This is a genomic window from Janthinobacterium goodfellowi (assembly GCF_051380695.1).
In the GTDB taxonomy this organism is placed as follows: Bacteria; Pseudomonadota; Gammaproteobacteria; order Burkholderiales; family Burkholderiaceae_D; genus Janthinobacterium.
The window spans coordinates 529,004-553,647 of the sequence record NZ_JBNYXN010000003.1 but is presented as its reverse complement, the minus strand read 5'-3'; the positions used below and the strand labels follow the sequence as shown (position 1 = coordinate 553,647).

Here is a 24,644-nt window from a genome sequence, read left to right as displayed (position 1 = left end):
GCATTCTACTGCAAAAAAATCAGCGTCAGGGACCCGGCGCATGCTATTCCGCAGGGCAACACCTACTTCCTGTGAAAAAAAACGGGCGGCGCCACGGAAAACCGCTGCGCCGCCCCGCAAGCCGCCCAACATGCGCCCTCAGGCGCCATGTCCGATTACGCTGCGCGCATCTGCTGCGCCGCCTCCACCCTATGACGCAACGCTGTTTCCGTTTCCGCCCAGCCCCGCGTCTTCACGCCGCTGGCTTTTTGCAGCAATGTCACCATGTCGACGGTGGTGGGAATGCGCGGCGAGTGGATGCCGTACACGCCGGGGCCGATCTCGTTCGGGTACTGGAAGTCGCCAAAGCCCGCCAGCAGCTCCATGTCCGAGCGGCTCGTCTCGATGGTGATCACGTCGGCATCCATGGCGGCGATCTGCGGCAGGATGTCGTTGAACTGCGCATGGCACATGTGGGTATGGATCTGCGTCGTGTCGCCGACCACCGAGGCGGCGATGCGGAAGGCGCGCGTGGCCCAGTCCAGGCAGGCGTCCCGCTGGCCGCGGCGCAGCGGCAAGCTTTCGCGGATGGCCGGTTCGTCGATCCGGATGATGCCGATGCCGGCTGTTTCCAGGTCTGCCACCTCGTCGCGGATGGCCAGGGCGATCTGCAGCGCCGTGGCGGCGCGCGGCTGGTCGTCGCGCACGAACGACCATTGCAGTATCGTCACCGGACCCGTCAGCATGCCCTTCAGGGGTTTATCCGTCAGGCTTTGCGCGTGCACCGTCCATGCGACGGTCATCGGGGCGGGGCGCTGCACGTCGCCGTAGATGAGGGGTGGTTTCACGCAGCGCGAGCCGTACGATTGCACCCAGCCGTGAAGGGTCAACACGAAGCCGTCCAGCTGCTCGCCGAAGTATTCGGCCACGTCCTTGCGTTCCGCTTCGCCCTGCACAAGCACGTCCAGGCCCAGCGCTTCCTGGCGTGCCGCGATGTGGGCGATTTCGGCGCGCATGGCCGTCGTCGGGAAGTTGGGCAGGCGCAGGCGTGCATGCTGCACGGCCTGGCGCAGCGGGAAGCCGGAATCGCGGCGGTCGATGGTGGGCGACAGCGTCTGCAGGCGCTGCGCGACCGGTGCACGGTGGACGCGGGGGCTGGCGCGGCGGCCGGCAATGGCCAGGCGGGCAATCGCCAGCGCGGTATCGTCGGGATGGCCCGCCAGCGCGTCCTTCAGCAGCGCAAGTTCCGTCAGTTTTTCCGTGGCAAACGCCAGCCAGCTCTTGATGTCGCCATCGAGGTCCGTCTCCGCTTCCAGGCTGAACGGCACGTGCAGCAAGGAGCACGACGGCGCCAGCCACAAATGACCGTTGCGCTTGGCCGCCAGCGGCTGCAGCACGGCCAGGGCTGCATCGAGGTCGGTGCGCCAGATGTTGCGACCATCGAGGATGCCGATCGACAAGACTTTATGCGCGGGCAGCCAGTCCGTCACGCTGGTCAATTCATGCGGCGCGCGGATGCCATCCACGTGCAGGCCGGCCACGGGCAGGCGGCAGGTCAGGCTGAGGTTTTCTTCCAGCGGCGAGAAATACGTGGCCAGCAAAATGTTGACGCCCACCTGGTTCAGCTGCCAGTAGGCGCTCTCGAAAGCGCTGTGCCACGCATGGGGCAAGTCCAGGCCCAGGATCGGTTCGTCGAGCTGCACCCACGTCACGCCCTGCTGTTTCAATCGGTCGAGCAGGGCGCCGTAGACGGGCAGCAATTGTTCCAGCAGGGCCAGGCGCTCGAAGCCTGGCGTCTTTTCCTTGCCCAGCCACAGAAAGGTGAGGGGGCCGATCAGGGCCGCCTTGACCTGGTGGCCGAGCGCCTGCGCCTCGGCCACTTCCGCCAGCAGGCGCTCGCCAGCCAGCGAAAAGCGGGTCTGCGGCGACAATTCGGGCACCAGGTAATGGTAATGGGTGTCAAACCACTTGCTCACTTCCAGCGCATGGCCGTGGCGGCAGCCGGCATGCTCCGCTTGGCTGGTACCGCCGCGCGCCATCGTGAAATAGCGCGACAGCGGCGATTGTTCCGCGCCGAAATCAAAACGCGCCGGCTCGCAGCCCAGCAGCTGGATATGGCTGGCCACGTGGTCGTAGAAGGCGAAGTCGCCCACGGTGACGTAGGTCAGGCCCGCGTCCCTTTGCACGGCCCAGTGGCGCGCGCGCAATTGCTGAGCCGTCGCTTCCAGGGCCGCCTCGGACATCTCGCCGCGCCAGTGGCTTTCCAGCGCCAGTGTCAGTTCGCGCGCGGCGCCGATACGGGGAAAGCCAAGAATGTGGGTACGAATGGGCATGATGTCATCGAGATTTAATGTGAATGCGCTAGAGTGTGCGGCAACTTGATCTATAATCAAAACGAAACATTTTACTGAATAACATGAAAATAATTCACGTGCGTCCCCCAATTTCCCGATGCTAGAAATCCGCCACCTGCGCACCCTGAGTGCCCTGCGTTCGTCCGGCAGCCTGGTGCGCGCCGCGCAATTGCTGAATCTGACCCAGTCGGCGCTGTCGCACCAGATCCGTTTGCTGGAGGAGCGCTATAACGCGCCCTTGTTCGAACGCAAGTCGGTGCCGATCGCGTTTACGGCCACGGGCAGCCGGCTGCTGGAGCTGGCCGACAAGCTCTTGCCCGAGATCGAGCTGGCCGAGCGCGACGTGGCGCGTTTGTCGCAGGGCGACAAGGGGCAGTTGCGCGTGGCGCTCGAATGCCATACCTGCTTCGACTGGCTCATGCCCGTGATGGATGCGTTCCGCCAGCGCTGGCCGGAAGTGGAAATCGACCTGGTGTCGGGCTTTCACAGCGAGCCGGCGGACTTGCTGCGCTCGGGCGAGGCCGATCTCGTGATCGGCTCGCCGTATGGCCCCGATTTCGCCGTGTTTCCCCTGTTCCGCTTTGAAATGCTGGTGGTGATGGCGCAGAAGCACCGGCTGCAGGCGCAGCGCCGCCTCGCGGCGAGCGATTTTACGGGCGAGACCTTGATTACCTATCCCGTGCCGGAAGAGCGCATCGACCTGATCCGCGAAGTGCTGCGGCCAGCCGGCATCCAGTTTGAGCGCCGCACGGCCGAACTGACGGTGGCCGTGCTGCAGCTGGTGGCGAGCCGGCGCGGCATCGCCGCCTTGCCGAACTGGGCCATCAAGAATTACGTCGATTACGATTATGTGGTGGCGCGCCCGGTGGGCGAGCACGGCTTGTGGAGCGATTTGTATGTGTCCGTGCCGGAGCAGTTACAGGACAAGGCGTATGTGCGCGATTTTGTCAGCGTGATACGCGAGCAGTGCGCTGCCTCGCTGGACGGTATCAAGTTGTTGTCCTGATCAACGTTGGGTTGGAAACAAACCAACAGGAAAGTTTGATAAATATCAAGGTTCAGCAATGAACCACCGCTTACAGTTGAGCACTGTGCGGCGCAACATGGCGCCGTCTACTCTTTGGGGAGGAACGACATGTTTTCATTTTCCGAACAATGGGCACTGGCTGGCAAGGCCGTGGTGGAAGCGCAATTGATCAGCGCGCAAGCGTATGTCCAGGCTGCCGTCGACAGCGGCGCCAGCGTGCTGGAATTGCAGCTCGATGCGGCCCGCGCGGCGCTGGCAGCCGCTACGGTAGCGGGCAATCAGCTGCTGTCCGCGAAGGATCCGCAAGCGCTGCTGCAACTGTCGCGCACGCAGTCGCAGCTGGCCATCGAACGCATCGGCGCATATGGCCGCCAGGCAAAGGATGTTGCCCAAGAAACCCAGGAGAAATTCGACACCGTGACAAAGGGTGAGTTTGCTGCATCGCGTCAAAAATTTGGCGAGCTGTTGCAGGTGGTAAAGCAAACGCCCGTACCCCTGATTATTCCCTTCAATAATTTTCTAAAAACCACTTTCGGCGGTGCCGATGAAGGGTATGATAAAAATAAAAACACGCGTCCTGCGCGCCAGGCCTAAGCGTGTTGCAGCCCGGCAGCGGCTATCCGCCGCGCCAGGTTGCCCGCCGCCACCGCAAGCAGGCCATCATCGCCGCCGCCTGCGGTGCGGCGCTGGAACTGCGGCGCATGCCGCGCTAGAATGAAACGCAGCGTGCTGCGTCTTCCCGGATTCACTGGATTGTATTAACACCTTGACCCTGGCCCTCGTGGCCTGCATATCGGAGAAATAAATGGATGATGTCGTAATCGTGGCCGCCGGCCGTACCGCAGTCGGCAAATTCGGTGGCAGCCTGGCCAAGATTCCTGCGTCCGAACTGGGCGCGCATGTAATCAAGGGCTTGCTGGCACAAACTGGCATCGACCCTAACCTGATCGGCGAAGCGATCCTGGGTCAGGTGCTGACGGCTGCCGTCGGCCAGAACGCCGCGCGCCAGGCTGTCATCAAGGCTGGCTTGCCCAGCTCCATCCCCGCATTCACCATCAACAAGGTGTGCGGCAGCGGCCTGAAGGCCACGCACCTGGCGGCGCAAGCGATCAAGTGCGGCGACGCCAACATCATCATCGCCGGTGGCCAGGAAAACATGAGCGCGTCGCCGCATGCGATGAATGGCTCGCGCGACGGTTTCCGCATGGGCGACTTCAAGATGATCGACACCATGATCGTCGACGGCCTGTGGGACGTGTACAACCAGTACCACATGGGCATCACGGCGGAAAACGTCGCCAAGAAATATGAAGTGACGCGCGCCGAGCAGGATGAATTCGCGCTGCAGTCGCAACTGAAGGCGGAAGCGGCGCAAAAAGCGGGCAAGTTCAAGGATGAAATCCTGCCGCTGGAAATCGCCAACAAGAAAGGCACCGTCGTCTTCGACAGCGATGAATACATCAAGCCCGGCTCGACCCTGGAATCGCTGGCCGGCCTGCGCCCCGCGTTCGCCAAGGATGGCACCGTCACGGCCGGCAATGCATCGGGCCTGAACGATGGCGCCGCCGCCGTGATCATGATGTCCGCCTCGCAAGCGAAGGAACTGGGCTTGAAGCCGCTGGCACGCATCAAGGCCTACGCCTCCTCGGGCCTGGATCCGGCCGTCATGGGCATGGGCCCTGTCTCCGCATCGCGCCTGTGCCTGAAAAAAGCCGGCTGGACGCATGAAGAGCTGGACCTGATGGAAATCAACGAAGCGTTTGCCGCGCAAGCGATTGCCGTCAACAAGGAAATGGGCTGGGATACCAGCAAGATCAACGTGAACGGCGGCGCGATCGCCATCGGCCACCCGATCGGCGCGTCCGGTGCGCGCATCCTGGTCACGCTGATCCACGAAATGATACGCCGCGACGCCAAGAAAGGCCTGGCCGCATTGTGCATCGGCGGCGGCATGGGCGTAGCACTCGCCATCGAGCGGGATTAACCGCTAGCGCCGGACCCAAGCTACTGCGCGGCGCGCTTTGCGGCCTGCGATGCTCACCGTGCCAGTGCACGGTTGCGCTTCTTGGCCACAAATCATCGCCGCTCGCTACGCTTGGGTACGGTGCGCTACGCCGCTGTAATTCTCGGCGGAACTGGGTTGGTTTCACTAAATAATTAACTTTTTAGCAATAGAACGACACTGAGGGGATGAAAATGGCAAGAGTTGCATTGGTAACTGGTGGCATGGGCGGTCTGGGCGAAGCGGTCTGTTTCAAGCTGGCGGCGCTCGGCTATCGCGTGGTGACCACATATTCCCCAGGCAATCCGAAGGTCGCGGAATGGCTGGCGACGACCAAGGACATGGGCTACGATTTCAAGGCGTATCCGTGCGACGTGGCCGACTACGATTCGGCCGCGGCATGCGTGGCGGCCGTGGAAGCGGAAATCGGTCCTGTCGACGTGCTGGTGAATAACGCCGGCATCACGCGCGACATGACGTTCAAGAAGATGGACAAGACGAACTGGGATGCCGTGATGAGCACCAACCTCGATTCCGTCTTCAACATGACCAAGCCCGTCTGCGACGGCATGGTGGAACGCGGCTGGGGCCGCATCATCAATATCTCGTCCGTGAACGGCCAGAAGGGCGCTTTCGGCCAGACCAACTATGCGGCCGCGAAAGCGGGCATGCATGGTTTCACCAAGTCGCTGGCGCTGGAAGTGGCGCGCAAGAACGTCACCGTCAATACCATCTCGCCAGGCTATATCGGCACCAAGATGGTCATGGCGATTCCGCAGGAAGTGCTCGACAGCAAAATCATCCCGCAAATTCCAATGGCGCGCCTGGGCAAGCCGGAAGAAGTGGCCGGCCTGGTCGCCTACCTGGCTTCCGATGAGGCAGCGTTCGTCACGGGCGCGAATATCTCGATCAACGGCGGCCAGCACATGTCGTAATCGTTGTTGAGGTAAAACAGAAAAGACAGCTGCGGCTGTCTTTTTTTACGCTTGCCAGCAAAACGGGACAAGCGCGTGCTTTGCCTTAAAATCAGCATTTCTTCACCGCATCATTCTCCATGTCCCTTGTTCCTGCCTTGCGCCGCGCCAGCGTGGCCGCCATCCTTCTCCTGGGCACTTCCGCGGTTCAGGCCAGCGTCGCGTTCCACGTCACGGTGACTACCGAGCGTGTCAACCAGCCCGGCGTAAAAACCAGCCTGCCCGCGCGCGATACGCAGGAAAGCGATGTGGTGCTGGGCCCGCATTACCTGAGCGTGCGTGATGGAAATCGCTTGTCCATGCTCGATTTCGCCGCGCGCCGCCGCCACGTCATCGATATGGCGGCATCCACCTACGACACGTATTCGCTGTTCGACGTGGCGGGCTTTCGCGCCGCCGAGCTGCACCACCGGCAGGGGCTCGCCGGCATGCTGAAGGCGGGCGGCCTGGAGCAGCACGCAACGCCTCGCGTGTATGAGGAGCAGGCTTTGTCGGTGCTGGACAACAAGCGGCGTGGCGCACTGCAGCCCCAAGTGCTCGACGGCGCCGTGCTGTGGTCGCTCGACGGGCAGCCCTTGCTGCGCCTGGGGATTGCCGGCAGCCCCGTCAGCGGCGACGACGCCACGGCCTTTGCCCAGTACCTGCGCTACACCTGGGGCGGCCACCCGCTGCTGCTCAAGATGCTAGCCGATGGCAAGCGCATTCCCGCCGACTTTACCCTGCACTACCAGGAGGTGGGCGGCTCGGTGACGCGCCACTTCCGCATCAGCGCCATGACGGCGGGTGCGCCCGCCACGTATGCCCTGGCCGCCTACCGGCCCCGTCCGCTGGCGGCCGATGCGCCCCCGCTGGAAAGAGTGCTGGCGCAGGCGGCGCGGTTGCCGCCGCCGGGACCCCAGGTCCATCCCGCGCTGCGCGCCGAAGCGGAAAAGCTGTTTGCCGCCGACCAGCCCTTCGAGGCTTTTTTGACCATGCTGGAAGACCATTTTTCCACGGGTGCGCTGGTGGAAAAGCTCACGCCCCAGCAGCAGCTGGCCATGCAGGCATGCCAGCCCATCCACGATTTGACGCGGGGATTGCTGGCCAAGGACCAGGAGGGTATCGGGGCCGCGCTGGCCACCGTGCAAGAGTTAAGGACGCAAACGGGGATGGAGCAGCCCGTGCTGGCCTTGTTCGAGGGGAATTTGCGCGCCAAGCTGGGGCAATGGCCGGCAGCGACGGCCTTGTATCTGCAAGTGCTGCAGGCAAAACCGCAGATGGCGGCCGTGTACCAGGACCTGGGCGACGCCTTGCTGGCGCAGTTCGACGCGGCCAATGCCTGGCGCAGCTGGGATGCGGGACGGGCCATGGCGCCGGCGCTGCGGCAATTTCGCAAGGTCAACGACCTCGAGCGCAGCCTGCTGAACGATTACCCCGCCTTCTTTGCCGGCGGGGCGCCGCTGCCGCCGACAGTTCAGCCCAGCACCAGCCGTCCGGCCAGCAGCACGAAGACGGTGGGCAGCACGAACTTGCCGTAAGGCGAGGGTTTACCGCGCAGGCGGCGCGCCAGGCGCGCGGCCAGCACGGCGTAGATGGCGTCGAACAGCAATCCCACCAGCACCAGGATGGCGCCCAGGCGCAGGTATTGCAGGCCGACGCTGTCGCTGCCGGCGACGAACTGCGGCAAGAACATGCTGCAAAACAGCAGTGCCTTCGGATTGAGCAGATTCGTCAGGAAGCCGCGCACCAGGCTGGCACGGGCGCTGTGCGCCGTGGCGGGGGCCGCGGTTTCCTGGGCCGTTTTGCTGGACAGGGCCGACTGCAGCAGGCGCAGCGCCAGGTACAGCAGATACGCGGCGCCCGCCCATTTGACCCACTGCAAGGCTTGCGGATGCGTCACCATCAGCGCCGCCAGGCCCGCGCCCGACAGCGCCACGTGCACGGCGCGCGCGCCGGCGATGCCCACGGCCGTCACCAGTGCCGTGGCCACGCCGCGCGCGGCGCCCGTCGCCAGCACCAGCGCCATGTCGGGACCCGGCAATAAAAAGGCGCCGGCCAATGCCAGCAGGTACATCAGGAAGGTAGAATCGGACATGGCTCAGTCGAAAAGAAAAGCGGGAGCCTGCGCACGCTGCAGCCTGCTCGCCGGGCCCCATTATGTTCTTGACGCGATGAAATGTGCTTGCTTTTCCTGCCCTGCATGCCCTAGTATTCGGGTAGATTCCACTCGTATAAAAACAAAAATTAGATGAAAATTTCAGAAGTTAGCCTCGATGCCACCGATTTGCAGATACTCAGGCTGCTGCAGGATGAAGGAAGGCTGTCGAATGCGCGCCTGGCCGAGCGCTTGAAACTGAGCGAAACCCCCGTCTGGCGCCGCTTGCGCCGCCTGGAAGAGGAAGGGTTTATTACCGGCTACCAGGCTTTGCTCAACCGCAAGAAGCTGGGCATCGGCCTGGTGGCGTTCGTGCGCGTCGTGTTTGCCAACCATGGCGGCGAGCAGCCGTCGCAGTTCGAGCAAGCCATCGCGACGATTCCCGAAATCTTGTCGTGCCACAATGTGGCGGGCGAAGCCGATTATTTCCTGCAAGTGGTGGCGCGCGACCTGGAAGCCTATGGCGAATTCGTCTCGACCGTGCTGCGCCGCCTGCCTGGCGTGGCGGAAATCCAGTCCAGCCTGTCGATGCGTGAAATCAAGTCGTCGAACCGCCTGCCCTTGCTGCTGGCCTGAGCCGGCGGCGGCGCACTATAATTGGAACAGTTGCCAGGAATCGTGCCTGGCGCCCTGACCGCCATTCCAAGGACCGCCATGCCCGATTCTTTGTCACCCCTGTTTCCCGCCCTGACGCCGAACCGGCACGGCATGCTGGCGGTCGATGACATCCACACCATTTATTGGGAAGAGTGCGGCAACCCCGACGGCATTCCCGTGCTGTTCCTGCATGGCGGCCCGGGCGCGGGCCTGTCGCCGCAGCACCGCCGCTTCTTCGATCCGCAGCGCTACCGCGTGATCCTGTTCGACCAGCGCGGCGCGGGCAAGTCCACGCCGCTGGGAGAATGGCGCAACAACACGACGCAGCTGCTGATCGAGGACATCGAACGCCTGCGCGCCCAGTTCGGCATCGCCCAATGGCTGGTGTTTGGCGGCTCCTGGGGTTCGACCCTGGCGCTCGCGTATGGCCAGGCGCATCCGGCGGCCTGCCTCGGTTTCGTGCTGCGCGGCATTTTCCTGTGCACGCAGGCGGAAATCGACTGGTTCATCGACGGTGTGCGCTGGTTTTATCCGGAACTGTACGAGGAATTCACCGCCCCCATTCCGCTCGAGGAACGGGGCGACCTGCTGGCGGCCTACGTGCAACGCATCCTCAGCAGCGACCCCGCCGTGTACTGGCCGGCCGCGCGCGCCTGGAGCCGCTTCGAAGGCCGCCGCGTGTACCTGATGCCGCAGCCGGAAGATGCGCCGAACGATGCGCTGGACCTGGGCGTGGGCCGGCTCGAATCGCACTACATGGCCAATCTCGGTTTCTTCGAGGAAGATCAATTGATCCGCAACATCGGGCGCATCGCGCATTTGCCGGCCGTCATCGTGCAGGGACGCTACGACGCCATCTGCCCGCCGCTGTCGGCCTACCGCCTGCAGCAGGCCTGGCCCGGCGCGCAGCTGGAGATGATCCCGGACGCGGGCCATGGCGCGCTCGAGCACGGCATCGCTTCGGCGCTGGTGCGCGCCACCGAGCGTTTCGTGCCGGGGCGCGGCTTCGCATGACCTTGCAACACGCCGGTTGGCAAAGCGGCCAGCCGGCGTGCGCCACCTGCTACACTATGGCCTGTGCTGGCGCCAGGGTCGGGCGCCGGTGTGAACCCACGACTTTTTATCCATGAACATACAGATCGGCGACATCGGCCATATCATCCAGCTGGCGATTGCGCCGGTTTTCCTGCTGACCGGTATCGGCACCATGCTGGTGGTGCTGACCAACCGCCTGGGCCGCATCATCGACCGCACGCGCGTGCTGGAAGACCGGCTCGACATCGGTTACAACGATTTCTATATGGATGAGCTAGATACCCTGTATCGGCGTACCCATCTGATCAATTATTCGATTTCGCTGAGCACGGCGTGCGGTTTCTTCGTCTGCGTCATCATTGCCATGCTGTTTTTGGGCGATATTCTGAACCTGACCCTGGACAAATACATCGCGGCCTTCTTTGTGCTGGCCGTGCTTTGCCTGATCGGCTGTTTTATTTATTTACTGCGCGAAATTTACCTGGCCGCCACGGCCCAGCGCATCCGGCGCCATATCCGCCCGCCCCGCTAGGCGGCGCGCCGGTCTACCCTACTATTGAAGAACGAGTCCAGCATGCACGATTACAAACGTCCCCCCACCCTGCACCGCTACGGCCAGCGCAGCGAACTCGAGCTGGCGCTGAGCCTGGGCCAGTTCCGCCTGGCGCCAGCGGGCAATTGTTTGACCCTGAGCTTTTCGCAAGTGTGGGACAAGCAATTGTTCGACCTGTTCGCCCCGGCCGATGCCTGCTTGATCATCCACAATACGGAAGAATTCGGCGAACGCCTGCACCGCGCCGTGCAGCGCACCTTGCCCAGCTGGGCAGGCATCGACGGCCTGGTCGAATACGGCCAGCGCGCCGCCCTGGGCGCCGCCTTCACCAAGACGCGCGCCGAGGCGCCCGAGCAGGAATGGCTGTTCGCCTGGCGCTCGATGCAGCCGCAAGCGAGCCTGAACCCCGTCACCGTGAAACTGGGCAGCCTGGAAAACTTCGCGGAAATCCGCGACCGCGATACCTACCTGGCGTAATTCAGCCGGATTTTTCCGCGTACTGGCTGTCGATGCGCGCCAGCACGGCGGCCATCATGCGCTCGATGTCGCCGCGTATCATGGTCGTGCCCAGCATGCCGGGCACGTAGAAGCCCGGCATCAGCCGGCTGGAAAAGACGATGCGCGTGCCGCCCGTCTCGGGGATCGGATACAGATTCCAGCGTGATTCGTAATGCCGCATGTCGCCGGAAATGAGGGCGATGTCGATGGCGGTGAACGGCGTTTCCGTGGCCCGCACCACCAGGTGGATCGCATGGTTCATGAACAGGAAGCGCGCCACGCCCTGCTGCTCGATGATGACTTCATTGCCGTTGCGCGACAGCACGCGGCAGGAACTGAGGTCGGGCACGAATTCATGCATGCGCTCGTAGGTGGTCAGGGTTTTCCATACGGATGCCGGCGGCGCCTGCACGCTGCCGCTGGCATCGACTTCATACATGCGCTGCCCGTCGACCTCGATGCGCTTGACCTCGACCTTCAGCTTGTCCAGGCGTATTGCCTGTGCCAGCGCGGTAGCGGGGATGGCGCACAGCATCAACAGGCAGAGGAAGAGTCGCTTCATGTCACCTAGCCTACGGGAAAGTACCGCCCGGCACAAGCTGTACGCATCGCCGGCGGGCGCGCGGGGCGATTTAGAACTCCCGGTCTAGAGAAAGTCGCTGCGGCGAGCGGCAATGCTTGCTACCGTACGGCCTGCAACCACCTTACCGGACCGATCACCATGACTGCCTATCCCCATCTGCTGGCCCCGCTCGACCTGGGTTTTACCACCTTGCGCAACCGCGTCATCATGGGGTCCATGCACACGGGCCTGGAAGACCGTTTTTATCATTATGGCAAGCTCGCCGCGTTTTACCGCGAACGGGCACGCGGCGGCGTGGGCCTGATCGTCACGGGCGGCATCTCGCCGAACCGCCAGGGCTGGTTGCTGCCGTTCGGCGGCACCTTGAACTTCCTCGGCGACGTGCCGAACCACCGCAAGGTGACGCGCGCCGTGCACGAGGAGGGCGGCAAGATCGTCATGCAGATCCTGCATGCGGGCCGCTATGGCTACCAGCCCTTCGTCGTCTCGGCATCGGCCAAAAAGTCGCCGATCTCGCCGTTCCGCCCCCGCCCCTTGAGCGAGCGTGGCATCGAGCGCACCATCTGCGACTACGTGCGCTGCGCGCGCCTGGCGCAAAAGGCGGGCTACGACGGCATCGAAGTGATGGGCAGCGAGGGCTATCTGCTGAACCAGTTCCTGTGCGCGCGCACGAATCTGCGCCAGGACCGCTGGGGCGGCACGATCGAGAACCGCATGCGCCTGCCCGTGGAGATCGTGCGCCGCATCCGCGCCGCCGTCGGCCCCGACTTCATCATCATGTACCGCCATTCGCTGCTCGACCTGGTCGAGGGCGGTAATACCTGGGACGATGTGGTGACGGTCGCCAGGGCGCTGGAACAGGCGGGCGTGACCATTCTCAATACCGGCTTCGGCTGGCATGAGGCGCGGGTGCCCACCATCGTCACGTCCGTGCCGCGCGCCGCGTTTGCCAGCGTGGCGGGCCGGCTGCGCCGCGAAGTGACGATTCCCGTGGTGGCGTCGAACCGCATCAACATGCCGCACGAGGCGAACGCCATCCTCGAGCGGGGCGACTGCGACCTGGTGTCGATGGCGCGTCCGTTCCTGGCCGACCCAGACTTTGTCGCCAAGGCGGCCGCGGGCCGCGCGGACGAGATCAATACCTGCATCGGCTGCAACCAGGCCTGTCTCGACCACACCTTTGCCAACAAGCGCGCCAGCTGCCTGGTCAACCCGCGCGCCTGCCATGAAACGGAACTGGTCTATGCGAAAAAGGCCGTGCCGCGCCGCGTGGCCGTCGTCGGCGCCGGGCCGGCCGGCTTGTCAGCCGCCACCGTGGCCGCCGAATGCGGGCACGAGGTGACCCTGTTCGACAGCAGCGACAGCGTCGGCGGCCAGTTCAAGGTGGCCATGCAGATACCGGGCAAGGAAGAATTTACGGAAACCATCCGCTATTTTGCCCGCCGCATCGCCTTGTCGACTATCAAGCTGCGCCTGGGCCAGCGCGTCACGCGCGAGCAATTGCTGGCCGGCGGCTATGACGACGTTATCATCGCCACCGGCATCAAGGTGCGCCTGCCGGCCATTCCCGGCATCGACCACCCGACCGTGCTGTCCTACCTGGACGTGCTGCAAGCCAAGAAGCCCGTGGGCGCGCGCGTGGCCATCATCGGCGCGGGCGGCATCGGTTTCGACGTGGGCGAGTATCTGCTGCATGACCCGGCGCACCCGCTGCCGCAACCGGTGGCGACGTGGGCGGGCGAGTGGGGCGTGGACTTGAACGCGGCGACGGGCGGCGGCCTGGTGGCGCCCGTGGCACCCCATCCCGTGCGGCAAATCTTCCTGTTGCAGCGCAAGACGTCGAAAGTGGGCGCGGGGCTGGGCAAGACGTCGGGGTGGGTGCACCGTGCGGCGCTGGCGCGCAACGGCGTGGCCATGCTGGCCGGCGTCACCTACGACAAGATCGACGGGCAAGGCTTGCACATCACCGTGGGCGGCGAGCAGCGCCTGCTGGCGGTGGATAACGTGGTCATCTGCGCGGGCCAGGACAGCCTGACGGAACTCATGCCGCCAGTCGGCAAGGATGGCAAGCCGCTGACCGCGGGCGGTCCCCGTTTCCACAAGATCGGCGGCGCCGCGCTGGCGGCGGAACTCGACGCCAAGCGGGCGATACGGGAAGGGGCGGAGCTGGCCGCCAGCCTGTAAAAAGAAAGCCTGCCGGCTGGGTAGCGGGCAGGCTTGCTGGATGAAACGGATGCTGGCGCTGGCTTAGTGCCCGCCATGCCCCTTCTTCGCCGTCTCAAAACTCTGCAGCACGTGCTCGGCCATGCCATTCGCCAGTTCGTGCTCGCCGATAAACACCTTGCCCGCGTTTTCCGCGCGCAGCAATTCCGCCTCTTCCTCGCTGTGCGTGCGCACCACCGTCAGGATGTGCGGGTTCAGCGCGCGCGCCGTCTCGATCATGGCGCGCACGTGGAAGGTGTCCGGCGTGGCGATGACGAGCATGGTGGCGTGCGTGATGTGCGCCTGGATCAGCACGGCCGGTTCGCCCGCATTGCCGGCCACGGCCGGGATGCCCTGCTTGCGCAGCTGGTCGACGATTTCGCGGTTTTCCTCGGCCACGACAAAGTGGATGCCCCGTTCCATCAGGGCGGCGGCGATGCGCCGGCCCACGCGGCCATAGCCGACGAGGACGATCTGGCCCGAGAGCTTTTCCTGCGGCACCGTCATCGGCAGCTCGGCCAGCGGGTCCGTGGTGCGTTCGAACTTGCGGGCGAAATCGCTGTTGCCGATCACGCGCAGCAGCGGCTTGGCCATGCTGAAGACGAGCGGGTTGAGGGCGATGGACAGGATGGCGCCGGCCAGGATCAGGCTTTGGCCTTCCTGCGGCATCAGGCCCAGCGACAGGCCCAGCGCGGCCAGGATGAACGAGAATTCGCCGATCTGCGCCAGGCTGGCCGAGACGATGATGGCCGTTTTCGGCGGATAGCGCAGGGCCATCACGAGCAGGAAGGCGGCGATCGACTTGCCGAAGATAATGATGGCGCACACGGCCAGCACTTGCAGGGGCTTGTCGATGAGGATGGTCGGCTCGAACAGCATGCCGACGGACACGAAGAACAGCACGGCGAACGCGTCGCGCAAGGGCAGGGACTCTTCCGCGGCGCGGTGACTGAGTTCCGATTCGCGCAGCACCATGCCGGCGAAGAAGGCGCCCAGCGCGAACGATACGCCGAACAGCTTGGTCGAGGCGTAGGCGATGCCGACGGCGGCGGCGATCACGCACAGGGTGAACAGTTCGCGCGAACCGGTGCGCGCCACTTGCCACAGTATCCATGGGAACAGCTTGCGGCCCACGACCAGCATGAAGATGATGAAGCCGGCTACTTGCCCCAGGGTAATGGCCAGGGTTTGCCACAGGCTGACGGTCTCGGCATCGGGCGCGACCTTGCCGCCCAGCACACTGGCGAACGCCGGCAGCAGCACGAGAACCAATACGGTGACGAGGTCTTCCACCACCAGCCAGCCGACGGCGATGCGGCCGTTGAGCGAGTCGAGGATGCCCCGTTCTTCCAGCGCGCGCAGCAGCACCACGGTACTGGCCACGGACAGGGCCAGGCCAAAGATCAGGCCGCCACCGAGGGTCCAGCCCCACCAGTGGGCCAGGCCCATGCCCATCGCTGTGGCGACGCCAATCTGCAGGATGGCGCCAGGCAGCGCAATCTTGCGCACGTCCCACAAATCTTCGATGGAAAAGTGCAAGCCGACACCGAACATCATCAGCATCACCCCGATTTCCGCCAATTGTCCCGCTATTTCCGCATCCGCCACAAAACCGGGCGTGGCCGGTCCGATGATGATGCCGGCGGCCAGATAGCCGACCAGTGCCGGCAGTTTCAGACGCGCGGCGATGAAGCCGAAGATGAGGCCGAACCCGAGGGCGGCGGCGATGGTGGTGATCAGGCTGATGTCATGGGGCATGCGTGTGGGGTTCCTTATGGGGACGTGCGGGTAGAAAAAGATGTTGCTCAGCGGCCAAGTATAAACGCATCAAAGCCCCTGCCGGAAAATTTCCTGCGGCTTTATCGTAAAAAACCTGTGCTATATCTTCGTCCAGGTGGCCACGAACGCATGCCTATCCACCTCGAACATCGCCTAATTCAGCAGTCAGGCGATGTTACACCCATGCGCTCAGAGCTTGCGCACGACCACGCAGCCGATGGAATAGCCGGCGCCGAACGAGCAGATGACGCCGGTGCTGCCTGCCGCCATGTCATCCTGATATTTATGGAAGGCGATGATGGAACCGGCCGACGAGGTGTTGGCGTAGGTGTCGAGGATCACGGGCGCTTCGTTGCCTTGCGCGTCGCGGCCCAGGATCAGGCGCGCGATCAGCAGGTTCATGTTCAGGTTGGCCTGGTGCAGCCAGTAGCGGCTCACTTGCGCCACTTCCACGCCGGCCTTGGCCAGGGTCGCCTTGATCATCTCGGCCGCCATCGGGCACACTTCCTTGAAGACCTTGCGGCCTTGCTGGCGGAACAATTTGTCGGCCTTGCCCACGCCGGACTCGTCGAACCGGTTGAGGAAGCCGAAATTGTTGCGAATGGCGTTAGAGAAGCGCGTTTTCAGTTCCGTGCCGATGATCTCGAACTGGTGCTGCGAGACGGCCGTGTCTTTCGCTTCGACGATGATGGCGGTGCAGGCGTCGCCGAAAATGAAATGGCTGTCGCGGTCGCGCCAGTTCAGGTGGCCGCTGGTGATCTCGGGATTCAAGACCAGCACGGCGCGCGCCTGGCCGCTTTGCACGGCGGCCACGGCTTGCTGGATGCCGAAGGTGGCGGACGAACACGCCACGTTCATGTCAAAACCATAACCGTCGATGCCGAGCGCATCCTGTACTTCCACGGCCATGGCCGGGTAGGCGCGCTGCATATTGCTGCACGCTACCAGCACCATGTCGATGTCGGCCGGCGTGCGGCCGGCGCGCGCCAGCGCGTCGCGCGCGGCGGCGACGGCCATTTCCGCCTGCAAGGACAGTTCGTCATCGCCCCGCTCCGCAATGCGCGACACCATGCGCGCCGGGTCGAGGATGCCTTCCTTTTCCATCACGAAGCGCGACTTGATGCCGGACGCCTTTTCGATGAAGGCCACGCTCGACAGCTCCAGCGCCGTCACCGTGCCCGCGGCGATCGCGTCGGCGTTATCGGCATTGAACTTTTCCGCGTAGGCATTGAAGCAGGTGACCAGCTCTTCGTTGGAGATCGAAAAGGGCGGCGTGTACAGTCCGGTACCGCTGATGACGACTTGTTTCATGGTTAAACTTTCAAATTTGGTAATCGGCGCGGCGCCGATAAGTGAAGCAAATTTTACACAAACGGGCTCGACTGTAGAGAGTTTCGTGTTGCGGGGCAGGGGGAAGTGTGGCGGAAGGTTGATTTTTGTCGCGTGGACGGCTGATCGGGGGGGCATGGCGCCCCCCTCTGTGCTGCTGGCGCTGCTGCTTACTTTTTCTGTTCTTTCTTGACGTCGGCTTGCACCACCATCGGTTCGGCCTTGGCCAGCTGCACGGGCAAGCCCTTCAGGTGGTTCAGCGCCTGGTGCAATTGGAAATCGTCCTGGCTGCCGAATTCCAGCGGCTTGCGGGTCTTTTCCAGGGCGATGATGCGCAATTGCTCTTCCATCTCGTCGTTCACGGGCGCGGCCTTGGCGCTTTCCTGGTCGCGGTCGTTGCTCAGGTGCTTGGTCAGGTCCGCTTCGCGGATGCGCAAGCCGTTCAAGCCGTCGCCGTCCGCATTTTCATCGACCAGCAGGTCGGGCACGATGCCCTTGGCCTGGATCGAGCGGCCGTTCGGCGTGTAGTAGCGGGCCGTCGTTAGCTTGACGGCCGTGTCGGCGGTCAGCTGGCGGATGGTTTGCACGGAACCCTTGCCGAAGGTTTGCGTGCCGATGATGGTGGCGCGCTTGTAGTCCTGCAGGGCGCCGGCGACGATTTCCGAGGCCGAGGCGGAACCCGTGTTGACGAGCACCACCAGCGGCACTTTCTTGATGGCGGCCGGCAATTTCGCCAGCGCATCGCCTTCCGAGCGGAAGGTATAGTATTCGGCGCGGCCGTAGAACACCTGTTTCGAGTCCGGCAACTGGCCGTTGGTCGAGACGATGGCCGCGTCCTTCGGCAGGAAGGCGGCCGAGACGCCGATGGCACCCTGCAGCACGCCGCCCGGGTCGTTGCGCAGGTCCAGCACCATGCCCTTGATGTTCGGGTCTTGCTTGTATAGCGCCGTGATCTGCGCGGCCATGTCGTCGACGGTCGGTTCCTGGAATTGCGACACGCGCAGCCAGGCGTAGCCCGGTTCGACCATCTTCGCCTTCACGCTCTTCTGGTGGATTTCTTCGCGCGTGATGGTGAACGCCAGCGGCTGCGGTTCATCCTTGCGGGCAATGGTCAGCGACACCTTGGTGCCCGGTTCGCCGCGCATGCGCTTGACGTTGTCGTCCAGGCTGACGCCCTTCACGGGCTGGCCATCCAGGCGGGTGATCAGATCGCCGGCCTTGATGCCGGCGCGGTAGGCGGGCGAATCCTCGATGGGCGAGACGATCTTGATGTAGCCATCTTCGCTCAGGCCAATTTCAATGCCCAGGCCGACGAACTTGCCTTCGGAGCCTTCGCGCAGCTCGGCGTAGGCTTTCTTGTCCAGGTAGGCGGAATGGGGGTCGAGCGAGGCGACCATGCCGGAAATGGCGTCTTCCAGCAGTTTCTTGTCTTCGACGGGCTCGACGTAATCGGATTTGATCAGGCCAAACACGTCGGCCAGCTGGCGCAGCTCTGCCAGCGGCAGGGGCGGCTCGACGGTTTTTTGCGCCATGGCGGAAAATTGCAGCGACACGGCGACGCCGGCCACCACGCCCAGGCCGATCAAGCCGGTATTTTTGAGTTTGCCCATCATTGCACCTTTGCAGCTAGCGTGTCTTGCACAAGCGCCAGTCCCCGTGGAGCGGCGCTTTCCTGAAAGTATAGACCTGAATCTCTGCCGGCGTGGGCCGGCCGTGGAAAAAGCGTGCCTGGACTCAGTCTACGCGCGTAAACGGGGCTGCCAGCTTGCCATATGTTGCGGTTTTGTATGCGATGTATAGTTCCTCTTGAAGGGAGTAAGCATTTGTAAGAGTCGAAAAAAAGCGTGTGCGGCGGCCCTATAGTGGACTCGCATTCTCGACCCGAAGTGGTTTTGCCTGCGTCCGCGGACGCAGGCTTTTTTTTGTCGGCGGGTTCAAGCTCATTTAGACTGGCGCTTCTTCCTTGGCAGCGGATAAAAAATGTTAACTGATTTGCAGGCACGTGCCGCGCTCACGGCGCTGATTGAAAAGTATCTGCGGGGGCGAGATCCTGATGCGGGCCTGCTGATCGACATCGTTCAGGATCCGTCACGGCAGGTGCCGATTCGAGGTGTGCTCGAAGATATCGGGCGGTTCAACGACACGCAGTTCACGCAACAGGAGCTGGCGCTGATCGACGAGCTGCTGTATCAGTATGGATAAGCGCTGCATGCGCTTTTCCCGTCCACGCCATGCGCGCTGGACTGGATAAGGAAACTCCCTTGAGCCTGGCCGAACTGAGCGGCGATTCCCGGGCAGTTCCCGGGGCAATGATGGCCAAAAGGCATGGTCGCGTGCTACATTCCCGTAGCGCCCGGCGCGGCGGGCTATCCGCCCGCAGCTATCTGCCCGGTCTTTTTGACATGCCCCATAAGGACAATTCGTGAATCGCTATCTCTTAAGCAGTCTGACCCTGACCCTGTTGGCTGCGTTTGCGCATGCCGCCGAACCCGCATCCGCCGTTGCCGCCCCGACCGTGGCCCCGGGCGCCGCGCCTGCCGCCACCGGCGTCGTTTCTGGCATCGACGTGCAATACATCGACCCCGCCGTGCGCGTGCAGGACGACTTCTTTACCCATTTGAACGGCAAGTGGCTGGCCACGGCCGAGATTCCTGCCGACAAGTCGAGCTGGGGCTCGTTCGCCAAGCTGCGCGACGACACCACGCCGCAGCTGCGCGGCATCATCGAAGCCACGCAACAGGACAAGAACAAGAAAGCCGGTTCCGAAGCGCAGAAAATCGGCGACCTGTACGCCAGCTACATGGATGAAGCCAAGCTCGAAGCGCTGGGCACGAAGCCGCTGGCCGGCGAACTGAACCGCATCCGCTCGCTGCGCGACAAGAAGGGCGTGCCCGCCCTGATCGCCCACCTGAGCCAGACGGGCGTGCCGACTCCGTACGCCGTCTACGTGGGCCAGGATGCGCGTGCCTCGACCAAATATGCGGCGTATGTGAGCCAAAGCGGCCTGGGCATGCCCGACCGCGACTATTACCTGGAAGCCAAGCAGGCTGGTGTGAAGGAAAAATACCAGGCGCACGTGGAAAAAATGCTGGCCATGGCGGGCGACAAGAACGCCGCCGCCCGCGCCAAGGCTGTCGTTGCCCTGGAAACGGCCCTGGCCGAAGTGCAATGGACCAAGGTCGAGAACCGCGACCCCGTCAAACGCTACAACAAGACCGACATCAATAAACTGAACGACCTGACCCCGGGCTACGACCTGAAGTCCGGCCTGGCCGCCCTGGGCATCGCCAACAAGGTCGATTACGTCATCGTCAACCAGCCGAGCTACCTGGCCGGCTACAACAAGGTGCTGGCATCCGCCGACCTGGACACCCTGAAAGCGTACTTCGAATGGCAGTTGCTGCGCAGCTACGCCAGCTACCTGTCGAAAAACTTCGTCGACGAGAGCTTTGCCTTCTACGGCACGGTACTGAGCGGCGTGACGGAAAACCAGCCGCGCTGGAAGCGTGGCGTGGGCGCCGTCGAAGGCGTGCTGGGCGAAGCCGTCGGTAAACTGTATGTCGCGCAATATTTCCCGGCGGAGCGCAAGGCGCACATGCAGGAACTGGTGAAGAACGTGCTGGCCGCCTACAAGGACAGCATCGACACCCTGGACTGGATGAGCCCGGAGACCAAGAAGGAAGCGCAAGCCAAGCTGGCCAAGTTCACGCCGAAGATCGCGTATCCGAACAAGTGGCGCGATTACACGAAGCTGCAAATCGTTCAGGGCGACCTGGTCGGCAACATGATGCGCGCTGCCAACTTCGGTTCCGCGCGCCAGGTGGCCAAGCTCGGTAAACCGATCGACCGCGAAGAGTGGGGCATGACGCCGCAGACGGTGAACGCCTATTACAGCTCGACGATGAATGAAATCGTCTTCCCCGCATCCATCCTGCAGCCGCCGTTTTTTGATGCCAACGCGGACGACGCCGTCAACTATGGCGCCATCGGCGCCGTCATCGGCCATGAAATCAGCCACGGCTTCGACGACAAGGGCAGCCAGTCCGATGGCGACGGCAACCTGCGCGACTGGTGGACCCCGGCCGACCGCAAGAATTTCGCCGCCAAGGCCGACGCGCTGACCAAGCAATACGACGGCTACAGCCCATTGCCGGGCTACCACGTCAACGGCGCACTGACCCTGGGCGAAAACATCGCCGACAATTCGGGCGTGGCGATTGCCTATAAAGCGTACAAGATCTCGCTGGGCGGCAAGCCGGCGCCCGTGCTGGACGGCCTGACGGGCGACCAGCGCTTCTACATGGGCTTTGGCCAGGTGTGGCGCAGCAAGATGCGCGAAGCGCAGCAGATCGTGCAGATCAAGACCGACCCGCATTCGCCGGGCCAGTACCGCGCGAACGGCACCATGGTCAACCAGCCTGGCTTCTACGAAGCGTTTGGCGTGAAACCGGGCGACAAGATGTATGTCGCGCCGGAAAACCGCGTGATCATCTGGTAACCGTCATCCGACACACCGATGGCGCTCATCATGTTGTCGGCTTACGCCCTCCGGGCTAAGCCGACCTACGCAATGTAAACGTTATCTTGTCACAACAAAAAAGACCACTTGCGTGGTCTTTTTTGTATTCATGACAAAGTTTTTTCTGTCATTTCGGCCGGTATGCTACAGTCAAAAACCGGGCCAGAAGCCCTGGGCCTTCTGACCCTTATATTTCCACACAATACAATATAGAGGACAACCGTGAATCGTTATTTGTTAAGTGCATTGACCCTGAGTCTGCTGGCCGGCGTGTCTGGCATGGCTGGCGCCGCTGATGCGGCCAAGAAAGCTGCTGCCGCTCCCGCCACGGCCGTCGCATCGGCCGCGCTGACGTCCGGCATCGCTGTCGAATACGTCGACCCTGCCGTGCGCGCGCAGGATGACCTGTTCCAGCACCTGAACGGCAAATGGCTGGCGGAAACCGTGATTCCTGCTGACAAGTCGAGCTGGGGCAGCTTTGCCAAGCTGGCCGACGATACGCAAACGCAGCTGCGCGGCATCGTCGAAGGCGCTGCCGCCGACAAGGCCCGCGCGGCCGGTTCGAATGCGCAGAAAATCGGTGATTTCTATAACAGCTTCATGGACGAAGCCAAGCTGGAAAGCCTGGGCCTGACGCCCTTGAACGCGGAGCTGGCGAAGATCGCCGCGCTGCAGGACAAGGCGGAGCTGCCTGCCGTCATCGCCCACTTCAGCAAGCTGGGCGTGACCTCGCCGTACGACTTCGGCATCCACCAGGACGCCAAGGATTCCACCAAATACGTGGCCGACATCGTGCAAAGCGGCCTGGGCCTGCCTGACCGCGATTACTACCTGGAAGAGGGCAAGGCCGACACGCGCGCCAAATACCTGGCCCACGTGGAAAAAATGCTGAGCCTGGCCGGCGATGCGAACGCGGCCGCGAATGCGAAGGCTATCCTGGCGCTGGAAACGGAGCTGGCCAAGGCGCAATGGAGCAATGTGCAGAACCGCGACCCCGTCAAGACCTACAACAAGGTGGAACTGGCGAAACTGGCCGCCGTGGCGCCAGGCTACGACTGGGCCCGCTACCTGAAGGACACGGGCATCGCCGGCAAGGTCAATTATGTGATCGTCAGCCAGCCCAGCTACCTGAAGGGTTTTGCCGAGATCGCCAACAAGACGCCGCTGGAAACGTGGAAAGCCTATTTCCAGTGGCACTTGCTGCACGCCAACGCTGGCTACCTGCCGAAAGCCTATGTCGATGAAAACTTCGCGTTTTACGGCACCACGCTGACGGGCGTGACGGAAATGCGTCCGCGCTGGAAACGCGGCGTGGGCGCCGTCGAAGGCGCGCTGGGCGAAGCCGTGGGCCAGCTGTACGTGGAGCAGTATTTCCCGGCCGAGCGCAAGGTGCGCATGGAAGCGCTGGTGAAAAATCTGATGACGGCCTACAAGCAAAGCATCGACAAGCTCGACTGGATGAGCCCTGTCACCAAGAAACAGGCGCAAATCAAGCTGGCCAAGTTCACTACCAAGATCGGCTACCCGAACAAATGGCGCGATTACTCGGGCCTGACGGTGGCGCCCGATGATCTGATCGGCAACATCCAGCGTTCGCACCTGCTCAATTACAACCGCGAATTGAACAAGCTGGGCCAGCCCATCGACCGCGACGAGTGGGGCATGACGCCGCAGACCGTGAACGCCTATTACAATCCGGAACTGAACGAGATCGTCTTCCCGGCCGCCATTTTGCAAGCGCCGTTCTTCGACGCCAAGGCGGACGACGCCGTCAACTACGGCGCCATCGGCGGCGTGATCGGCCATGAAATCAGCCACGGTTTCGACGACCAGGGCGCCCAGTACGACGGCGACGGCAACCTGCGCGACTGGTGGACCAAGGCCGACCATAAAAACTTCGCCAAGAAAACCAAGCAGCTGGTGGCGCAGTACAACAGTTTCAGCCCCGTGAAAGGCCACTTCGTCAACGGCGAGCTGACCCTGGGCGAAAACATCGCCGATAACTCCGGCGTGGCGATTGCCTACAAAGCGTACAAATTGTCGCTGAACGGCAAGCAAGCCCCCGTCATCGACGGTTTCACGGGCGAGCAGCGCTTCTACGCGGGCTTTGCCCAGGTATGGCGCATGAAGATGCGCGAAGCGCAGCAGCTGGTGTTGCTGAAAACGGACCCGCATTCGCCAGGCCAGTTCCGCGCCAACGGCACCATGCGCAACCAGCCAGGCTTTTATCAAGCCTTCGACGTGAAACCGGGCGACAAGATGTATCTGCCGCCAAAAGACCGCGTCATCATGTGGTAAGACGGCTGTTCAAGGCATAAGTTGCCAGCCGCCCCGCGCAAGCCGGGCGGCTTTTTTACGGCCTGATGTAACGCAAACGTCGGGCGAAAAAAAACCGCCCCTGCGGGCGGTTCCTCGATACGGGTGCTGCGCTGCTTACTTGGCAGGCTCGGCGGCTGGTGCGCTGGCGGCGCCAGCCGCTGCGGCCGGTGCCGGCACTTCCGGTTCCTTGAACTTGCCGCCCGAAGCATTGGCCATGTAGACCACGGCGCGCGCCACTTCCACATCGTCGAGGTCGGGATTACCGCCCTTGGCCGGCATCGCGCGCAAGCCTTCGATCGCGTGTTTCAGGACCGTATCGTAGCCCTGGGCCAGGCGTGCCGACCAGCTGCCCGCGTCGCCAAACTTCGGCGCACCGGCCACGCCGGCGCCATGGCAAGCTACGCAGGTGGCCGTGTAGACGGCTTCGCCGCCTTGCAGCACTTTCGGACCGCTGGCATCCTTGAAGGTAAAGCCTTCATTGGCCACCGGGCTCAAGCGGGCATCGATGGCTTCGGGCGACTGGCTGTCCGTGCCGGCGCCCGTCAGTTTTTGCGCCGTGACGAACTGCACCAGCAGGATGATGCCGATGACGGTGATGAGGAAGAAGCCCGCTACGGCGGCAAGCAATTGTTTAGGCGTTTTGATCGCTGATTGTTGTTCGTTATGTGCGTCGCTCATGATGTCCTTAGTCCAGATTTGAAACTGATGGCCGTGTAAGGTAGCATTTTTACATGCTTGTATGTAAACCTTTATGAAACCC

At 63.0% G+C, this 24,644-nt stretch carries 20 protein-coding genes; 13 read left to right on the top strand and 7 right to left on the bottom strand.

The window, feature by feature from the left end:
• Positions 1-155: 155 nt before the first annotated feature.
• Positions 156-2,312 carry a 5-methyltetrahydropteroyltriglutamate--homocysteine S-methyltransferase gene (locus ACQ4WQ_RS14890; RefSeq protein WP_436498062.1) on the bottom strand — a complete coding sequence of 719 codons (2,157 nt, stop codon included), beginning with the start codon at positions 2,310-2,312 and terminating at the stop codon, positions 156-158.
• A 118-nt stretch (positions 2,313-2,430) separates the two neighbouring features.
• Here ACQ4WQ_RS14890 and ACQ4WQ_RS14885 point away from each other — a divergent pair, with 118 nt between their 5' ends.
• From ACQ4WQ_RS14885 to ACQ4WQ_RS14865, 5 genes are all read left to right on the top strand, one after another.
• The gene (locus ACQ4WQ_RS14885; protein ID WP_326457928.1) at positions 2,431-3,339 is read left to right on the top strand and encodes a LysR family transcriptional regulator; all 909 of its coding nucleotides are present in this window, start codon (positions 2,431-2,433) and stop codon (positions 3,337-3,339) included.
• A gap of 129 nt (positions 3,340-3,468) precedes the next feature.
• Positions 3,469-3,954, top strand: coding sequence for a TIGR01841 family phasin (gene phaP, locus ACQ4WQ_RS14880; RefSeq protein WP_436498060.1), 486 nt, complete (start codon positions 3,469-3,471; stop codon positions 3,952-3,954).
• Between the two features lie 211 nt (positions 3,955-4,165).
• Positions 4,166-5,344, top strand: a complete 1,179-nt coding sequence (locus ACQ4WQ_RS14875; protein ID WP_034783723.1) for an acetyl-CoA C-acetyltransferase — start codon at positions 4,166-4,168, stop codon at positions 5,342-5,344.
• Between the two features lie 212 nt (positions 5,345-5,556).
• Positions 5,557-6,297 carry an acetoacetyl-CoA reductase gene (phbB, locus tag ACQ4WQ_RS14870; RefSeq protein WP_086137253.1) on the top strand — a complete coding sequence of 247 codons (741 nt, stop codon included), beginning with the start codon at positions 5,557-5,559 and terminating at the stop codon, positions 6,295-6,297.
• Positions 6,298-6,416: 119 nt separating this feature from the next.
• A complete protein-coding gene (locus ACQ4WQ_RS14865) occupies positions 6,417-7,853 on the top strand; it encodes a tetratricopeptide repeat protein (RefSeq protein ID WP_436498057.1) in 1,437 nt (478 codons plus the stop codon).
• Here ACQ4WQ_RS14865 and ACQ4WQ_RS14860 read toward each other — a convergent pair.
• On the bottom strand, positions 7,790-8,410 hold the full coding sequence (locus ACQ4WQ_RS14860) for a LysE family translocator (protein ID WP_436498055.1): 621 nt from the start codon (positions 8,408-8,410) through the stop codon (positions 7,790-7,792). The genes ACQ4WQ_RS14865 and ACQ4WQ_RS14860 overlap by 64 nt on opposite strands.
• Positions 8,411-8,563: 153 nt before the next feature.
• Between ACQ4WQ_RS14860 and ACQ4WQ_RS14855 the strand changes: the two genes are divergently transcribed.
• The 4 genes from ACQ4WQ_RS14855 to ACQ4WQ_RS14840 all read left to right on the top strand — a co-directional run bounded on the left by ACQ4WQ_RS14855 (position 8,564) and on the right by ACQ4WQ_RS14840 (position 11,132).
• On the top strand, positions 8,564-9,046 hold the full coding sequence (locus ACQ4WQ_RS14855) for an Lrp/AsnC family transcriptional regulator (RefSeq protein WP_034752896.1): 483 nt from the start codon (positions 8,564-8,566) through the stop codon (positions 9,044-9,046).
• 78 nt (positions 9,047-9,124) lie between these two features.
• Entirely contained in the window at positions 9,125-10,081 is a 957-nt protein-coding gene (gene pip / locus ACQ4WQ_RS14850) for a prolyl aminopeptidase (RefSeq protein WP_436498053.1), read from the top strand.
• A gap of 112 nt (positions 10,082-10,193) precedes the next feature.
• Positions 10,194-10,634, top strand: a complete 441-nt coding sequence (locus tag ACQ4WQ_RS14845; RefSeq protein ID WP_092713338.1) for a DUF2721 domain-containing protein — start codon at positions 10,194-10,196, stop codon at positions 10,632-10,634.
• 42 nt (positions 10,635-10,676) lie between these two features.
• A complete protein-coding gene (locus ACQ4WQ_RS14840; protein ID WP_034752899.1) occupies positions 10,677-11,132 on the top strand; it encodes a hypothetical protein in 456 nt (151 codons plus the stop codon).
• Position 11,133: 1 nt separating this feature from the next.
• On the opposite strand, the gene ACQ4WQ_RS14835 is transcribed toward ACQ4WQ_RS14840, so the two are convergent.
• The gene (locus ACQ4WQ_RS14835) at positions 11,134-11,715 is read right to left on the bottom strand and encodes an SRPBCC family protein (RefSeq protein WP_436498051.1); all 582 of its coding nucleotides are present in this window, start codon (positions 11,713-11,715) and stop codon (positions 11,134-11,136) included.
• A 159-nt stretch (positions 11,716-11,874) separates the two neighbouring features.
• On the opposite strand from ACQ4WQ_RS14835, the gene ACQ4WQ_RS14830 reads away from it, so the two are divergent.
• The gene (locus ACQ4WQ_RS14830; RefSeq protein WP_436498049.1) at positions 11,875-13,920 is read left to right on the top strand and encodes an oxidoreductase; all 2,046 of its coding nucleotides are present in this window, start codon (positions 11,875-11,877) and stop codon (positions 13,918-13,920) included.
• A 63-nt stretch (positions 13,921-13,983) separates the two neighbouring features.
• Here the strand turns inward: ACQ4WQ_RS14830 and ACQ4WQ_RS14825 are convergent, their stop codons facing one another.
• The 3 genes from ACQ4WQ_RS14825 to ACQ4WQ_RS14815 form a co-directional block, all read right to left on the bottom strand.
• Positions 13,984-15,696, bottom strand: a complete 1,713-nt coding sequence (locus ACQ4WQ_RS14825; RefSeq protein ID WP_436498047.1) for a cation:proton antiporter domain-containing protein — start codon at positions 15,694-15,696, stop codon at positions 13,984-13,986.
• Between the two features lie 210 nt (positions 15,697-15,906).
• Positions 15,907-17,028: a beta-ketoacyl-ACP synthase III gene (locus ACQ4WQ_RS14820; protein ID WP_326457920.1), complete on the bottom strand. Its 1,122-nt coding sequence runs from the start codon at positions 17,026-17,028 to the stop codon at positions 15,907-15,909.
• Positions 17,029-17,216: 188 nt separating this feature from the next.
• A complete protein-coding gene (locus ACQ4WQ_RS14815) occupies positions 17,217-18,659 on the bottom strand; it encodes a S41 family peptidase (protein ID WP_436498045.1) in 1,443 nt (480 codons plus the stop codon).
• Positions 18,660-19,026: 367 nt separating this feature from the next.
• Between ACQ4WQ_RS14815 and ACQ4WQ_RS14810 the strand changes: the two genes are divergently transcribed.
• The 3 genes from ACQ4WQ_RS14810 (at position 19,027) to ACQ4WQ_RS14800 (ending at position 23,863) form a co-directional block, all read left to right on the top strand.
• Positions 19,027-19,248, top strand: coding sequence for a hypothetical protein (locus tag ACQ4WQ_RS14810; RefSeq protein ID WP_326457918.1), 222 nt, complete (start codon positions 19,027-19,029; stop codon positions 19,246-19,248).
• Between the two features lie 220 nt (positions 19,249-19,468).
• Complete coding sequence (locus ACQ4WQ_RS14805; protein ID WP_436498043.1) at positions 19,469-21,544, top strand: M13 family metallopeptidase; 2,076 nt, start codon at positions 19,469-19,471, stop codon at positions 21,542-21,544.
• Between the two features lie 243 nt (positions 21,545-21,787).
• Positions 21,788-23,863 carry a M13 family metallopeptidase gene (locus ACQ4WQ_RS14800; RefSeq protein ID WP_326457916.1) on the top strand — a complete coding sequence of 692 codons (2,076 nt, stop codon included), beginning with the start codon at positions 21,788-21,790 and terminating at the stop codon, positions 23,861-23,863.
• A gap of 135 nt (positions 23,864-23,998) precedes the next feature.
• Here ACQ4WQ_RS14800 and ACQ4WQ_RS14795 read toward each other — a convergent pair whose 3' ends face one another.
• Complete coding sequence (locus ACQ4WQ_RS14795; RefSeq protein ID WP_121670833.1) at positions 23,999-24,562, bottom strand: c-type cytochrome; 564 nt, start codon at positions 24,560-24,562, stop codon at positions 23,999-24,001.
• Positions 24,563-24,644: the final 82 nt, after the last annotated feature.